General features: G+C 64.9%; 17 protein-coding genes. 5 read left to right on the forward strand and 12 right to left on the reverse strand.

The window, feature by feature from the left end; all coding sequences use genetic code 11:
- Positions 1-8: 8 nt before the first annotated feature.
- Positions 9-686, reverse strand: coding sequence for a response regulator transcription factor (locus ACIA8C_RS05175; protein WP_397131039.1), 678 nt, complete (start codon positions 684-686; stop codon positions 9-11).
- Positions 687-1406: 720 nt separating this feature from the next.
- Here ACIA8C_RS05175 and ACIA8C_RS05180 point away from each other — a divergent pair.
- Complete coding sequence (locus tag ACIA8C_RS05180) at positions 1407-2120, forward strand: response regulator transcription factor (protein WP_397131042.1); 714 nt, start codon at positions 1407-1409, stop codon at positions 2118-2120.
- 30 nt (positions 2121-2150) lie between these two features.
- Here the strand turns inward: ACIA8C_RS05180 and ACIA8C_RS05185 are convergent, their stop codons facing one another.
- The gene (locus ACIA8C_RS05185) at positions 2151-2834 is read right to left on the reverse strand and encodes an NAD(P)-dependent oxidoreductase (RefSeq protein WP_397131045.1); all 684 of its coding nucleotides are present in this window, start codon (positions 2832-2834) and stop codon (positions 2151-2153) included.
- A gap of 33 nt (positions 2835-2867) precedes the next feature.
- The gene (locus tag ACIA8C_RS05190) at positions 2868-3476 is read right to left on the reverse strand and encodes a TetR-like C-terminal domain-containing protein (RefSeq protein ID WP_397131047.1); all 609 of its coding nucleotides are present in this window, start codon (positions 3474-3476) and stop codon (positions 2868-2870) included.
- Between the two features lie 110 nt (positions 3477-3586).
- Here ACIA8C_RS05190 and ACIA8C_RS05195 point away from each other — a divergent pair, with 110 nt between their 5' ends.
- On the forward strand, positions 3587-5035 hold the full coding sequence (locus ACIA8C_RS05195; RefSeq protein WP_397131050.1) for an FAD-binding oxidoreductase: 1449 nt from the start codon (positions 3587-3589) through the stop codon (positions 5033-5035).
- Between the two features lie 77 nt (positions 5036-5112).
- Here the strand turns inward: ACIA8C_RS05195 and ACIA8C_RS05200 are convergent, their stop codons facing one another.
- The 6 genes from ACIA8C_RS05200 to ACIA8C_RS05225 all read right to left on the reverse strand — a co-directional run bounded on the left by ACIA8C_RS05200 (position 5113) and on the right by ACIA8C_RS05225 (position 8518).
- Complete coding sequence (locus ACIA8C_RS05200; protein ID WP_397131052.1) at positions 5113-5523, reverse strand: arsenate reductase ArsC; 411 nt, start codon at positions 5521-5523, stop codon at positions 5113-5115.
- A gap of 19 nt (positions 5524-5542) precedes the next feature.
- The gene (gene arsB, locus ACIA8C_RS05205; protein ID WP_397131054.1) at positions 5543-6598 is read right to left on the reverse strand and encodes an ACR3 family arsenite efflux transporter; all 1056 of its coding nucleotides are present in this window, start codon (positions 6596-6598) and stop codon (positions 5543-5545) included.
- A complete protein-coding gene (locus ACIA8C_RS05210) occupies positions 6595-6972 on the reverse strand; it encodes an ArsR/SmtB family transcription factor (RefSeq protein WP_397131057.1) in 378 nt (125 codons plus the stop codon). The genes arsB and ACIA8C_RS05210 overlap by 4 nt, the downstream gene beginning before the upstream one ends.
- Positions 6973-7032: 60 nt before the next feature.
- Complete coding sequence (locus ACIA8C_RS05215) at positions 7033-7476, reverse strand: MerR family transcriptional regulator (RefSeq protein ID WP_397131059.1); 444 nt, start codon at positions 7474-7476, stop codon at positions 7033-7035.
- Positions 7473-7820: a hypothetical protein gene (locus ACIA8C_RS05220; RefSeq protein WP_397131061.1), complete on the reverse strand. Its 348-nt coding sequence runs from the start codon at positions 7818-7820 to the stop codon at positions 7473-7475. Before ACIA8C_RS05220 ends, ACIA8C_RS05215 begins: the two co-directional genes overlap by 4 nt.
- 92 nt (positions 7821-7912) lie before the next feature.
- A complete protein-coding gene (locus ACIA8C_RS05225) occupies positions 7913-8518 on the reverse strand; it encodes a TetR/AcrR family transcriptional regulator (RefSeq protein ID WP_397131063.1) in 606 nt (201 codons plus the stop codon).
- 119 nt (positions 8519-8637) lie between these two features.
- On the opposite strand from ACIA8C_RS05225, the gene ACIA8C_RS05230 reads away from it, so the two are divergent.
- Positions 8638-10149, forward strand: a complete 1512-nt coding sequence (locus ACIA8C_RS05230) for an amidase (protein ID WP_397131066.1) — start codon at positions 8638-8640, stop codon at positions 10147-10149.
- A gap of 99 nt (positions 10150-10248) precedes the next feature.
- Positions 10249-10896 carry a carboxymuconolactone decarboxylase family protein gene (locus ACIA8C_RS05235; protein ID WP_397131068.1) on the forward strand — a complete coding sequence of 216 codons (648 nt, stop codon included), beginning with the start codon at positions 10249-10251 and terminating at the stop codon, positions 10894-10896.
- Positions 10897-10931: 35 nt separating this feature from the next.
- On the opposite strand, the gene ACIA8C_RS05240 is transcribed toward ACIA8C_RS05235, so the two are convergent.
- From ACIA8C_RS05240 to ACIA8C_RS05250, 3 genes are all read right to left on the reverse strand, one after another.
- Entirely contained in the window at positions 10932-11723 is a 792-nt protein-coding gene (locus ACIA8C_RS05240; RefSeq protein WP_397131071.1) for an SDR family oxidoreductase, read from the reverse strand.
- Positions 11724-12094: 371 nt separating this feature from the next.
- The gene (locus ACIA8C_RS05245; RefSeq protein ID WP_397131073.1) at positions 12095-12556 is read right to left on the reverse strand and encodes a hypothetical protein; all 462 of its coding nucleotides are present in this window, start codon (positions 12554-12556) and stop codon (positions 12095-12097) included.
- On the reverse strand, positions 12556-12915 hold the full coding sequence (locus ACIA8C_RS05250; protein ID WP_397131075.1) for a GntR family transcriptional regulator: 360 nt from the start codon (positions 12913-12915) through the stop codon (positions 12556-12558). Before ACIA8C_RS05250 ends, ACIA8C_RS05245 begins: the two co-directional genes overlap by 1 nt.
- Positions 12916-13190: 275 nt before the next feature.
- Between ACIA8C_RS05250 and ACIA8C_RS05255 the strand changes: the two genes are divergently transcribed.
- Positions 13191-13565: a hypothetical protein gene (locus ACIA8C_RS05255; protein ID WP_397131077.1), complete on the forward strand. Its 375-nt coding sequence runs from the start codon at positions 13191-13193 to the stop codon at positions 13563-13565.
- Positions 13566-13633: the final 68 nt, after the last annotated feature.

The raw sequence follows: 13633 nt of genomic DNA on the forward strand, positions 1-13633 counted from the left end.
CCGGTCGGCTAAGCGTGCTGTGCGCCGTATCGGTGTCCGATGAAACGGAAGCCGATACCGCGCACGGTGACGATCCACTCGCTGGCGCCCAGCTTCTTGCGCAGGCTGTTGATGTGGGTGTCCACGGTGCGACTCGACAACGTTCCGTCCCAGACCTCCTCGGTGATCGCGCTGCGCTCGATGACCTTGCCCGGATTGGACGCGAGCAGGAGCAGCAGGTCGAATTCCTTTCTCGTCGTTTTGACGAGATCGCCGGCCAATTCGACGCGTCTGGCGTCGACATCGATGGAGAGCGGGCCGTGTCGGATCGGTTCCGCCGCGGCGGGTACCGGCGTCACACACCGGTCGGGGATGAATCTGCGCAAGACCGCCTGGATGCGGGCGATCAATTCCCGGGATCCGTAGGGCTTGGTGATGTAGTCGTCTGCGCCGGAACGCAATCCGAGAACTCGATCCAGGACCGATTCCCGGGCGGTCAGGATGATGATCGGGACCGCACTCGTATCGCGGATGGCGCGGCAGACCTCGATTCCGTCCAGGTCGGACAGGTCGACGTCGAGGAGAACCAGATCGGCATCGTGGTAACACTCCAGTGCGCTGCCCGCTGTGTCGACCGCGGTCACCGAGTATCCGTGGCGCATCAGGCGCTCGGCCAGTGAGCGTCGTTCTGCCTCATTGCTTTCCACCAATAGCACGTGGTGGCTCGCCGATCGGTCGGTGTCGAAACATTGTAGCTCCATAGTCCCCCGATGCATCACAGCTGGTATTGCACACTTGCGGTGGGTGAGCGCATTGCTCCGGCGGCCATGCCGTCGGACTCAGCTCCACCGTTCCTCTGAATTGCTTAGTCGCGGTAACCTTTTACCGGGCGGCGCAATGCGTGCTCCGTGGAATAGATGTAATCGTGATGGCCTGGCCGCTCGACGCTGGGCGGTTCGACCGGGATGGTGTAGGGGTCTTGTGAATCATGTTGCGGCAGTTGTTATTTGGCCCCTCTCTGTCGCAGGTCGGACAACGTCCAGGACCATACCAGATGGAATGATACGAGGTCTTCGTATTATCAAGTGGCGCAGGCTATGTCAATGGAATACTAGGTTTTTGGGGCAGCACGAAAAGTAGATGACGCGTGAATTATCTCCTCTCCGAACAATGTGAACTAAACATGAAGCCGACGAATCATGTAGTAGCGCACACGCTCCGAGCTCGGACGGTAGTGCTGTGGTACTGTTGGGTTTGCCGTCGGACGGCGACCTTTGGCCCGGCGGATATCCTGTCTGGGGTACTGCTTTACAGGTTGCCATGCTTCAATATTGGGGAAGTTCGGGGGGTATTTCGACGTGCAGTCTGGACAGCGAAATCTGACACGGGGTCCGATTACTCGACAAGGGGAGCCAAGTGCGGCCGCGATGGCGAAATGGTCTGCCGGGCAACGAATCCTGATTGTCGACGGCAACCCGGCATCGCGGGCGGAGCTGGCCAAATACATGACCCGCCATGGCTACGAAGTGGCGGAAGTGGAGTCCGGCATCGAGGCGGTGGATGCGTGCACCGCCTATGACCTGGTTATCGTGAGCCTGGAACTGCCGGATATGGATGGCCTCTATGTATGTCGAAGTGTCGCCGAGTGCGGCGTACCGATAATTGTTACCGCGGAACGGAAGTCCGAGCTGGATTGCGTGCTCGCGCTGCAGACCGGAGCGGACGACTATATCGCGAGGCCATATCACTTCCGTGAACTCGCGGCAAGGGTCGAGGCGCTGATGTGGCGCCGGTCGGCAGGTATGCGCCATGCCGAGCCGACATTGCAGCGGGGGCCGCTGCGCATCGACGCCTTGGCCCGCGAGGTCACCGTGTTCGGCCGCCGAATCACGCTCACCCGCAAGGAGTTCGACCTGCTTGTGCTGCTGGCGGAGAACAACGGGCGCGTGGTGCTGCGGGCCGAGATCATGCGCGCGGTATGGGGTCACAACTGGTCGCGTCGCACTGCCGATACGCACGTCAGCAGTCTGCGCGCCAAGCTGGGGGCCAGCGAGTGGATCATTTCGGTCCGCGGCGTCGGCTTCAAACTCGTCAGCGACGCCTACCCCACCTCGCATCAGCCCATGGTCGACACCGGCTGACCGCACGCTACCTCGCCTCGGCATCGCGGGCTATTTCTGGCCGCGCCGGAAGCTGTCGGTCAGGCGCGGGACGCCCTCGGTGGTCACCACGTCGACCGTGGCCTTGACATTCCGGTTCTCGGTGACCTCGCGCAGCAGTGCGTCCGCCAGATCCGCGCGTGAGGTGTAGCGGCCGGGGATGCTCGACGCGGCGATGGTGTAGTCGGTGACCCGGGTGCCGTCGAAAAGTCCCGAGGCCCGGACGATGGTCCAGTCGAGGCCACTGTTCCGGACGATCTCCTCCATGCGGCCCATATCGAAGTACGCGGTGCGGCCCAGGGTGCGCAGGATGGGCAGCAGCGCCGCGCGGAAGAGGAATGTTTCGCCCGGTGCGGCTTTTCCAGGGACGCACACCGAGCTGACGCACACCAGACGTTTGACATTATGAGTCGCCATGGCGGGCAGGATGTTTCCCAACCCCTCGGAGAATATCGACACCGGCTTCATCGTGTATTTTCCGCCGAGGATGGATATCACCGCATCCTGGCCGGCCACCGCGTTCTCGACCGATTCGGCGTCGAGGGCGTCCACCCGCACAACCTGCAATGAGGGCGCGGTGAGCGGGAATTCGTCGGGACGACGAACTGCGGCGGTGACTTCGTAACCTTTGTCTATTGCTTGCTGGACGACCTGTAATCCGGTCGGCCCGCTGGCACCGAATACAACAAACCCCATCGTGTTTCTCCCACCAGCCGGTTCATCTATTTGCTATTTCGCATATCCGGTGAGCAGCGGAAGGATCAGTGCATCGATCACCCGCTCGAAATATGCGCCCTCCATTGGTTCTTCCTTGTCGAGCAGTCGATAGAAGATCATCGCCGGAACGACGTCCGCGATAAGTTCGGTGTCGGCCCCTTCGATGATCTCGCCGCGCTCGCGCGCACGCTCCACGATGGCGGCGTAGGCCGCGCGGCGCGGTTGCGAGATGACCCGTTCGACGGTTTCGCGCAATTGCTCGTCGCGATTGATCACCGACGCCAGCGCGGACAGAATCGAGTCACGCTGGCTGCTCGGATCGAGGTACATGGCTCCCACCGCGATCAGGTCGGAGCGCAGGCTGCCCGTATCGGGTATCGGCTCGTCCCAGATCAGGGCCTGGATGGCGTCCCGGACAAGTTCCGACTTGTCTTTCCAGCGTCGATAGACGGTGGCCCGGCCCGCGCCCGCTCTGGCCGCGACGGCATCCATGGTCAGCCGGTCGTAGCCCACCTCGGGCAGGATCTCGGTGACCGCGGCCAATAGCGCGCGGTCGCGGTCCGGATCCCGGGGTCTGCCACCGGATTTGGCCTTGGCGTCGCCGCCCTGTTGTGTCGACACATCGACAGCGTAGCCCCCGAGAGGTTACGAAACAAGCGTGTTCTGTATCGCATCTATAGTTACGAAATGAGTGCGTATCGTTTCGTAATGAATCCCTCGAAAGGAATGAAATGAGTGCAGGTCAGGACGGTAAGGGCGGGTCGTTCGAGCTGAGCCGCCGCCGTTTGCTAGTGGTCGGAAGTGGCCTTGCGGTGGCAGCGTGCACGACGGACGGGTCGAATTCGACGGCTACTCCGGGCAACGATTCGACGCTGCGCCCCGCCGTGCGCGGACGGGTGCTGCTACCCGGCGACGAAGGGTTCGACCTGGCTCGTAAGCCATGGAATCTGACGGTCGACCAGTCGGTGCGCGCCGTCGTCGAACTCGCCGATGTCGAGGACGCCGCGGCGCTGGTGCGGTATGCCAAAGACGCAGGCAGTACGCTGGCGGTGCAGCCGAACGGCCACAATCCCTCGCCCGCGGTGAACGGGACGATTCTGGTACGCACCAAGGCGCTGAACGAGATTCGGGTCGATCCGGTTGCCCGCACCGCCCGAGTCGGTGCAGGCGTCTCCTGGGGGCAGGTCCAGCAGATCGCGAGTTCGCATGGGCTCACCGGTGTAGCAGGAAGCGCGCCGGGTGTCGGCATCACCGGCTACACCCTCGGCGGTGGATTGAGCTGGTTCGCCCGGAAGTTCGGGTGGGCCGCCGACAGCGCCACCGCGTTCGACATCATCGACGCCGACGGCCGGACCAGGCGGGTGACCGCCGCTACCGAACCAGATCTGTTCTGGGCCTTGCGCGGTGGCGGCGGCGACTACGCGCTAGTCACTGCCATCGAGTTCGGACTGCACCCGATTCCGGGTCTCTACGGTGGCCGGGTGCTCTGGCCCGCGGACCGGGCCCCGCAGGTGATGGCGGCGTTCCGTGAGGTCACCGCGACGGCCCCGGACGAGCTGACGCTCTGGTGGAGCCTGCTCCAATTCGACGGCGCCCCACCGATGGTCGGCCTCGACGCCACCTTCCTCGGCGATGAGGCGGCCGGACAAGCGTTGTTGCGTCCGTTCGACGGCATCGACGGCAAGATGCGCGACACCCGCAGGGTGATGGCGATCGCCGAACTGGGCACCATCACCGGAGAACCCGCTGACCCCAGTCCCATCCGCTCACAGATCGAACTGCTGAACGGGCTCACCGACGCCGATGTCGCGACCCTGCTCGCCAAGCCGATGGCACCGGTCGCCGCGATTCAGATCCGTCATCTCGGCGGCAGGCTCGCCCACCCGTCCGACACCCCGGCGGGCACTGTCGCCAGCCCGTACTACATCGGCTTGATCGCACCCGAGGTGACGCCGGAAATGGCCGCCGCCAACATAACCAGGATGGAGGAGTACCTGACTGCCCTTGGCTCGTCCCGTAGCCGTCGGACGCCGCTGACCCTGCTCGGTCCCGGTCAGACCGCCATGGACGCCTTCGCCCCCGAGAGCCTGGCCCGGTTGCGCGACATCAAACGCCAGTCGGACCCACATGGCTTGTTCCGCAGCAACTTCCCGGTCCTCGACTCGAAGTCCGGCCGCTGAACAATAGTAGGTCCACTTGCCTCGCCGGGTCGCGACAGCCGCGCGGGGACGAGGAGTTGCCAGTGCCGTGCCAGTGATCAGGCGTGCGCCGGTCTGAGCTCGGCGATGAGCACCTCGACGCGTGCTCTGATCTCGTCGCGGATCGGGCGCACCGACTCCACGCCCTTGCCGGCGGGGTCCGCGAGAACCCAGTCGCGGTAGCTGACACCTGGGAATACTGGGCAGGTGTCACCGCAGCCCATCGTGATGACGACGTCGGAGGCTTCGACCGCGTCGAAGGTCAGGATTTTCGGGGACTGGTCGGCGATGTCGATACCGAGCTCTGCCATGGCTTGTACCGCGGCGGGGTTGACCGAGTGCGCGGGCGCGCTACCGGCGGAACGGACCTCGATGGCGTCACCGGCGAGATGGGTGAGAAATCCCGCGGCCATCTGGGAGCGTCCCGCGTTGTGCACGCAGACGAAAAGGACGCTGGGTTTGGATGCCATGTGTAAGAACCTCTTTCAACTAATTGGGGAATCGTTTGCGCAGTGCGAGCGAGACATAAACCAGGCCGACGAGGACCGGGACTTCGATCAGCGGTCCGACGACTCCGGCGAGTGCTTGTCCGGAGCTGGCACCGTAGGTGGCGATCGCGACGGCGATGGCGAGTTCGAAGTTGTTGCCCGCGGCGGTGAATGCCAGCGTGGTGGTGCGCTCGTATCCCAAGCCCATGATCGCACCGAGGAGGAAGCCGCCACCCCACATGATCGCGAAGTAGGCCAGCAGTGGGATCGCGATGCGCACGACGTCCAACGGTTGGGAGGTGACCTGTTTGCCTTGCAGCGCAAAGAGAATGACGATTGTGAACAGCAACCCGTAGAGCGCCCACGGCCCGATGCGCGGCAGGAACGTGGATTCGTACCAGGCGCGGCCTTTGGCGCGTTCGCCGAGGCGGCGGGTGAGGAACCCTGCCAGCAGTGGGATGCCGAGGAAGATCAGCACCGATTTCGCGATCTGCCACGGTGCGGTGTCGATGGTGGTTTGTGCCAGGCCGAGCCGGCCGGGCAGCACTGAGAGGTAAAACCAGCCGAGCGCGGCGAACATGATCACCTGGAAAATCGAGTTCAGCGCGACCAGCACGGCTGCGGCCTCGCGGTCACCGCACGCGAGGTCGTTCCAGATGATGACCATGGCGATGCAGCGGGCCAAACCGACGATGATCAGCCCGGTCCGGTACTCCGGCAGATCAGGCAGCAGCAGCCACGCGAGCGCGAACATCAACGCCGGGCCGAGGATCCAGTTCAATACCAGCGAACCGATCAGCAACCTGCGGTCGCCGGTGACGGTGCCGAGGCGGTCGTAGCGGACCTTGGCCAGGACCGGGTACATCATGATCAGCAGCCCGATCGCGATCGGCAGGGAAATGCCATCGATCTCGACCGCGCCCACCGCGTCACCGAGTCCGGGGATCATCCGGCCGAGGAGTAGTCCGGCGGCCATCGCGACGCCGATCCACGCCGGTAGAAACCGATCAAGTGTGGACAGTTTGCCGACCACGCCGGTGCTTGTATTTACGCTCACGCGTTCGCTCCTGCGGTGGCGCCGCTGTCGGCGAGCAGGACGTCCGAGAGTCGTTGCAGTGCACCGGGAACAACGCGGTAGTACACCCAGGACGCGCGTCGTTCACTGTCGAGCAGCCCTGCTTCGCGCAGCACTTTGAGGTGGTGGGAGATGGTGGGCTGGGTCAGGTCGATGCCTTCGGACAGATCGCACACACATGCTTCCTGGCCTTCGCGGCAGGCGATCGAGCTGAGCAGCCGCAACCTGATGGGGTCCGACAACGCTTTGAACACTCCGGCGAGCTCGCCGGCGGTCTCGGCGGTCAACGGTTCGCGGACGATCGGCGCGGCCGAACACGATTGGACCGGTTCCACCACCAGCTCTGACTTCGACATCCGTCTATATTGATCGATATCTAATCGAGGGGCAAGCAAACAATCAGTCAACGTGTGCCTTCAGCGCTGACAGCCGCCCCCGGCCGAAGCGGTATCGGTGGCGAAAGGTATTGGGCAGCAGGGGATTGCGCTGCATTCCAGGAGGTTCTCGCAGCCGGCTTCCACCGCGGCAGCCAGGGTGTTTCGCACGGCGGCGAGTTCGGCGAGTCCGGTGTCGATTTCGGCGAGTTTGGCGGTGGCGTGAGCGCGTAGTCCGGTGTCGGCGCGGCGCTGGCGCAGGGGGGTCGCTTCGAGGAGGTCGGCGACTTCTTCGAGGGTGAACCCGAGCCGTTGGGCGGCCTTGATGACCCGCAGCACCGTCACGGCGTTTTCGGGGTAGAGCCGATGCCCGCCCAGTGAGCGGTCCAGCTCAGCGAGCAGTCCGCGGCGTTCGTAGTAGCGCAGTGTCTGCACGTTGACCCCGGCCGCGGCGGCGAGCTCTCCGGTGCGCAGTCCGGCGCTCACCGTGCATCCTTGACGGTGATGGCGCGCACCCGAGCGTCGAGCGCGTCGAGTACGTCGACGTGCGCGGCCGGGACCTGAATACTCATCACCGCGCCAGTATCGGTGTCCTCGAACGTGAACGTGAAGAACGAGCAGCACCCGGATTCGCGTGCGGCCAATTCCTGCCCGGCCTGGTGCCCACCGGAAGTCAGTCGCAGGTCCAACCTGGTGGGTTCGGGTCGGCTCAATTCGCGCACCGAGGTGTCGAAGAACTCATCGAACTCCGCGACACGGATCGGGCGTTCGACGGTGGGCAGCGTGCAGGACTCCGGTACCCAGTCCTGCGAGGTGAAATTGATCGTCATACCTTCACGGTAAGGCTGTGCCCCGGTACCGAATACCACCCCGGAAGCTGATCGGACGGGCCGAGGACGCAGACGTCTGTGCCTGGCGTGGGTCAGGTCAGGTCGTTGGCGGCGCGTTCGAGCATGGCGACCATCAGTTCGAAGGCCTGGTCCACCCGATCGCGATCGCCGGTGGTGATCAGGTCGATCTGCAACCCGCGGATCTGGGCCAGCACGAACGTCGCCGCTTCGGGAGCGATTTCCGGAGGACAGCCGTAACGGATCAGGGATTCCGCGAGTAGGGTGACCCAATTCGTGATCAGCGTCTCGGACAGGGTGGTGTCCCGGGTGCCCGAATAGCCAACGGCGGCGGCCAATTCGAACAACACCCGGAATTGCCGCATCTCGCGAGGCTGGCACAGGCGATGCCATATCCCGCGCAGCACACCGACTCCCGACGTGGCGTCGCTCAATTCCTCGGAGAGCAAGCGAGTTTCGAAGTCCGCCCGGATGCGGCCGAGCACCTCGGCGATGAGACCGTCCTTGGTCTGGAAGTGCCGGATGAGCGTTCCGTGGCTCACCCCGAGGGCGGTGGCCAGCGGGCGCAGCGACAGATCGGCCACGCCGTGGTCGAGCACGTACTCCGTCGCCGCGGCCAGCAGCTCCGGGCGGCGGTGCTGGTAGCGAAGCTTGCGGCCGTCGATTCGAGGTTCGGTCATCGCCAGTCATCGTAGCTGGTCAGCCGTCAATTCCCAGATAGGCGGACCGATCGGTTGCGTAACCGCGTGGACCTGCTATCGTCGAAAACATAGTTGCTGATCGCGCTCTAGGAGGGCCAATGCGCTACGACGAATACCGAGCCCACGACGCGATCGGCCTGGCCCGCCTTGTCGCCGACAAGCAGGTACACCCCACCGAACTGCTAGAGGCCGCACTCGCCCGCTACGAACAGGTCGATCCAGCGCTCAACGCGGTGAGCCTGCTCATGGCCGAGGTCGGCCGCGCCCGCGCGGCGGAGCCTGTCGAGGGACCATTCGCCGGGGTCCCGTTCCTCGTCAAAGATCTCCTGCAGGATTACGCCGGATACCCGACGGCTTCGGGAACCCGTGTGCTGCAGGCACTTCCCGCCGATAGCCACAGCATCATGGTGCGCCGCTGGCTCGATGCCGGGCTGGTGATCTTCGGCAAGACCACCGTGCCCGAGCTCGGGATCAAGCCCATCACCGAGACCTCGGCCTACGGCGCCACCCGCAACCCGTGGAACCTGAACCGCTCACCCGGCGGCTCGTCGGGCGGCTCGGCCGCGGCGGTGGCCGCGGGCATCGTGCCCGTGGCCGGCGGCAACGACGGCGGCGGCTCGATCCGGATCCCAGCCGCCTGGACTGGACTGTTCGGGCTCAAACCCGGTCGCGGGCTGCTGCCGTGCGGTACCAAAGGGGGCGACTATCTGCACGGCCTCGCGACCGAGGGGGTCCTGTCGCGCAGCGTCCGCGACACCGCAGCCATGCTCGATGTCCTCGCCGGGCCCGATCCCGGCGCACGGTATTGCCACGACGGCCCCGGCTATGTCTTCGCCGAGGCAGTCTGCAACCCGCCCCGCCGACTGCGCGTCGGCGTCGCTCCTGAATCCCCGATCGGCACCACGGTACACAGCGAGGCGCTGCGCGCGACCGAACACACTGCGGCCCTGCTGGAATCGCTCGGCCACCACATCGACTACGCGGCGCCCAAGTTCGACGGCCGACAGCTCGCGGCCGACTTCGGCACGGTCTGGGCCGCACACGCCGCCGCAGACGTCGACCAGATCCGGCGACGCACCGGCGCCTCCGAACGCGACTTCGCCTTCGACACAAGGGTATTGGCGGCCGCCGGGCGGACCACCCCGGCCAACGAACTGGTCGCAGCCTACGAGCGCTGGAACGACTACACCCGAGCCCTCGCCGATTTTCACGAAGACTACGACCTGCTACTCACCCCCACCGTCGCCCAACCCGCACCACGCATCGGCCAAATGGAGACGCCGTCGGTGCTCAAGTTCCTGGCCGGTCCGCTACTGGAACTCGGCGCTGGCCGCCCGATCACCCATAACAGGATCTTCCGCGACTTCGTGATCGCCAACCTCGCGGTCGTCCCGTTCACCCAGCTGGCCAACATCAGCGGACGACCTGCCATCACCGTCCCCCTCTACCGCACCCCCGACGGCCTCCCGCTCGGCACCCAGCTCGTCGGCGGTCCCGGCAGCGAATTCCTACTCCTGCAACTCGCGGCGCAACTGGAAACCGTAAGCCCCTGGGCCCATTTCGAACCGCCGGAACCCGTACTCAACGCACCGGCGGCTCTTGCGCGGTGACGTAACAAGCAGCACCGCAACCGATCCCGGGCTCGGCAATGTTCAACCTCTCGATAACGGCCCCGGACAACCCTCTCAAAAACTCACAAGGAGGTTCGGATGTCTCCGTCGACCACCAAGGACTCGCCCGTATTCCGCAAACGCTTCTACACCCTGCCGCGACTGTTCGCCGACGTGCGAGTGCTGGTCGGCCGCCGAGCGGACGCGCGCGAGATCTTCGGAAAGCAACGGCTGGACCCGCAATTACGCGAGCAGGTGATGCTGGCGGTGTCGGCGGTCAACGCGTGCGGCTTCTGTACTTACATTCATCATGAAACCGCCTTGGCCACCGGAGCCGACATTCGTGAGGTCGCCGAATTCTCCGGCATGGACCCCGATTCCGTCGACGAAGACCATTTGATCGCCGTCATGTGGGCCCAGAGTCGTGCCGAGGCCGGACTCGGCGCGGCGGGTGAGCACCTCGAACGCACCCTGGCGGCACGATTCACCGATCAGCAGCGCCGCGACCTGGACACCGTGGTCCGGACGATGACACTGTCGAACCTGGCAGGCAACACCCTCGAGGCATTCGTCCGCCGTGTCCGAGGACGAAAAGTCCCCGGCAGCAGGCTGTTCGACGAACTGGTCATCGGCGGCGTGTATGTTGCGGGCTCGATTACGACAGGCCTGCGCACCGCCCGGATGCGCGGAAAGTCAGTGCGCGAGGCAGCGCGGGAAGCCGCCGCGACGATTCGCGCGAGTGCGTAAAGGGCGTCGGCCGCGAACCGTTCTCCGCATTTCCGCTACCGCCAATGCAGGTCGCCGACCGCCGCCGCTTCCGAACCTCCGTCGGCGAATATGATCTGGCCGGTCACAAAACGGTTGTCCGCGCTGGACAGCCAGCAGATGAGCTCGGCGACCCATTCGGGCCGCCCCGGAAATCCGCCGAACGGTTGCGGCGCAGCGGATTCGACCGCGTTACGGATGTCTTCGTCGGCGAAGATCCAAGAGGCCGCCGGTGTGTCGACTACCCCCGGGGCCACGACGTTGAGGGCTATGCCGGAGCCAGCCCACTCGGCGGTCGGGGCGACCCTGCGCACCCAGCGATTCAACGCGCGTTTCGCAATCCCGTAGCCACCGGTCACGCCACCGAGCGAAGGATCGGCCTCGAGAGCAGCGACAGCGGCAGCCTCATCGCCATCCAGACATGCCTGCACGACGCGATCGTCCGCCGGTGCCAGCGAGGAAGTCGACGATACAGCCACGGCGCGGGGCGCAGGGCTTTGCGCCAGCAGCGGCCGAAGCCCCTGCAAAGTCGCAACGGCACCGAAGTAGTTCGTCTCCAGCAGACCGGTTTTCCCGCCCCCGGCGATGGCGAGTACCGCATCGATCGGCCCATACCCGGTCACCTGATCGATCAGCGATCGCCGTCCATCGGGTGTGGACACATCGGCTCGAACCTCGGCGTCGTCCAGATCGCAGCCGATGACATCGGCGCCGCGTTCTCGAAGCAGCGCGGCGGTCGCCGCGCCGATACCGGATGCCGAACCAGTGACCACATACGTTCGGCCCGCGAATCCTGCATGCGACGTCACTGTTCCCTCTTTCTGTCAGCCCGTCCACCACTGCCGCGGCTGGTCGCGGGGATCCGTCAGCAGGATATGCGTACCAGAGCACCATATGCGCCTGCCGCTATTGCGTCGCCCCCGGTCTCGATGAGATCGTCTGCGCCGCAGAGCATCCGCTTCAACCGAGCTCGTCGATCGGCACCTGATGCGGTAGTTCGCCAGGTTGCGGCAGAACGTTTTAGGTCCATCCTCAACTCGGCAGATCCGGATGTTCTACAGACTCTGGCGGCCAACGGATCTGGATGCCTGACCGCCGCGCCCTGCGCAGCATGTGAGTGCGTTGAGTGTAGGTATCAAAAGGATCGTGGACTGCTCGGCACCGGTCGGAGGGGAGGTGCCTATGGTGCGATGCCCATCGCCCGCATCGCGGCGGCGGGTTCCGGCATCGAGACGGTGACGGTACGGCCGCTGGCCAAGCGCAAGCGAAGGGCGGGGCCGAGTTTCGGGAGAAGGAACCATCCGCGTGTTCCGCGCCGGAACACGCCCGGAGTGCTCGGCAATTGCATTGTCGAAAGGATCTGCTCGGCGTGGGTGATATTTGTGCGGGCCATCCTGACGCGCGGTATTCCGAAGGGGCCGAGACTCACCGCCAGGCCGGCGGGGCTCGCGGTCACGCGCTGGCTTATCGCGAGCACGCTCATTGCGAGATTGAGAAGCAGACTGGCTGCGACAATGGAAACCGCCCACCACGCCCCATCTGCTATCCAAAAGTAGATGCACTGGCTGGCGAGGAGGGAAACGTTGATCCCGAACATCGACCAGTTCGTGACGCGGCAGGTGTAGACCGTCGCGGCGGGCATTACATCAACTCCTCTATCAAACCGAGCACCTCGGCCTTGCTGTAACCGTTGGTTCTTGCAGCCTCGATCAGCTGGCGTGCAGCCTGCTCCACCGGTGCCGAGGCGGGCGCGGTCGCGGTGACCCGCACGCCACGCCCGCGTCGGAAATCTAGGAGGCCTTCGGCGCGGAGCTGCCGATACGCGGCCAGCACAGTATTGCGGTCGACGGACACTGCCTCGGCCAATTCCGTTGCGGGCGGCAGTTGTTCGTTGACCGCCAACTCCCCGGAGGTGATCGCGCGTCGAGCGCAGGCCGCGATCTGATCTTGCAGCGACGCCCGGGATGCCTGATCGATGAACCACAACATGGTGACAATCAAACTAGCACCATCATCTAGGCGGCGCATCGCGAACGGTACGTCACGGACGTTCGGTCACGGCCTGTTGTCCGACTTCTACACGATCGTCCTCGAACTGCTCGATCATCGATCGACTGTCGCCGATCGCGGCCAGCCGGACGCGCGGGTCGCGGCAGCTGAGTGCGTTCGGGTCTCGATCGGTCGAAGCGGTCAGATGCGACGGCGCCCAGGACGCTGATATGTTCGATCCAGACGGCCGACTGGGGGTAGTTGAATTGGCAAGGGGCAATTCGCAAGTGACGCTGCACGACTATCAGCTGGCGACGCTGCATCCGATGTGCGACAGCGCCCCAACCCGCGCGGCGGAACTGCTGCACGCCGTTGGCGCGACTCGTTCCGATGCCGCGGAGGCCGAACACCGCTGGCTCGCCTGGCTGGAGAACGACCAGACCGTAAACGACTACGAGGCGTTGGGGTGGGGTACCGCCGACTACAACGAGATCCATAACCAGCATGGACACGAAATCCGTTATGCACGATGGGTCGCCCAAGGCCGCCATTGCCGGTCCGGGTCCTGCGCTGAATCCTTGTGCTGCACAGCGTCGCACCGTTCCTGGTCGCCCGAGGCATCCGGCCCGAGCACGCGCCTGCGTGATCCGCAGTGCCGGTAGCGGTGATGCCACCGGCGCTCAGGGCGTAGCAACTGACGGCAGCCGACCGGGTGACCTTCTCACTACCG

The organism is Nocardia sp. NPDC051321, assembly GCF_044455225.1.
Classification (GTDB): Bacteria; Actinomycetota; Actinomycetes; order Mycobacteriales; family Mycobacteriaceae; genus Nocardia.

Excerpts from the sequence above, each read along its gene's own strand:
- ACIA8C_RS05225 (WP_397131063.1), bottom strand. The coding sequence starts at position 8,518 with ATGACCGAACCTCGAATCGACGGCCGCAAGCTTCGCTACCAGCACCGC.
- ACIA8C_RS05210 (WP_397131057.1), bottom strand. The coding sequence starts at position 6,972 with ATGTCGAAGTCAGAGCTGGTGGTGGAACCGGTCCAATCGTGTTCGGCC.
- ACIA8C_RS05185 (WP_397131045.1), bottom strand. The coding sequence starts at position 2,834 with ATGGGGTTTGTTGTATTCGGTGCCAGCGGGCCGACCGGATTACAGGTC.
- ACIA8C_RS05180 (WP_397131042.1), top strand. The coding sequence starts at position 1,407 with ATGGCGAAATGGTCTGCCGGGCAACGAATCCTGATTGTCGACGGCAAC.
- ACIA8C_RS05245 (WP_397131073.1), bottom strand. The coding sequence starts at position 12,556 with ATGCCCGCCGCGACGGTCTACACCTGCCGCGTCACGAACTGGTCGATG.
- ACIA8C_RS05220 (WP_397131061.1), bottom strand. The coding sequence starts at position 7,820 with ATGACGATCAATTTCACCTCGCAGGACTGGGTACCGGAGTCCTGCACG.
- ACIA8C_RS05195 (WP_397131050.1), top strand. The coding sequence starts at position 3,587 with ATGAGTGCAGGTCAGGACGGTAAGGGCGGGTCGTTCGAGCTGAGCCGC.
- ACIA8C_RS05230 (WP_397131066.1), top strand. The coding sequence starts at position 8,638 with ATGCGCTACGACGAATACCGAGCCCACGACGCGATCGGCCTGGCCCGC.
- ACIA8C_RS05200 (WP_397131052.1), bottom strand. The coding sequence starts at position 5,523 with ATGGCATCCAAACCCAGCGTCCTTTTCGTCTGCGTGCACAACGCGGGA.
- ACIA8C_RS05235 (WP_397131068.1), top strand. The coding sequence starts at position 10,249 with ATGTCTCCGTCGACCACCAAGGACTCGCCCGTATTCCGCAAACGCTTC.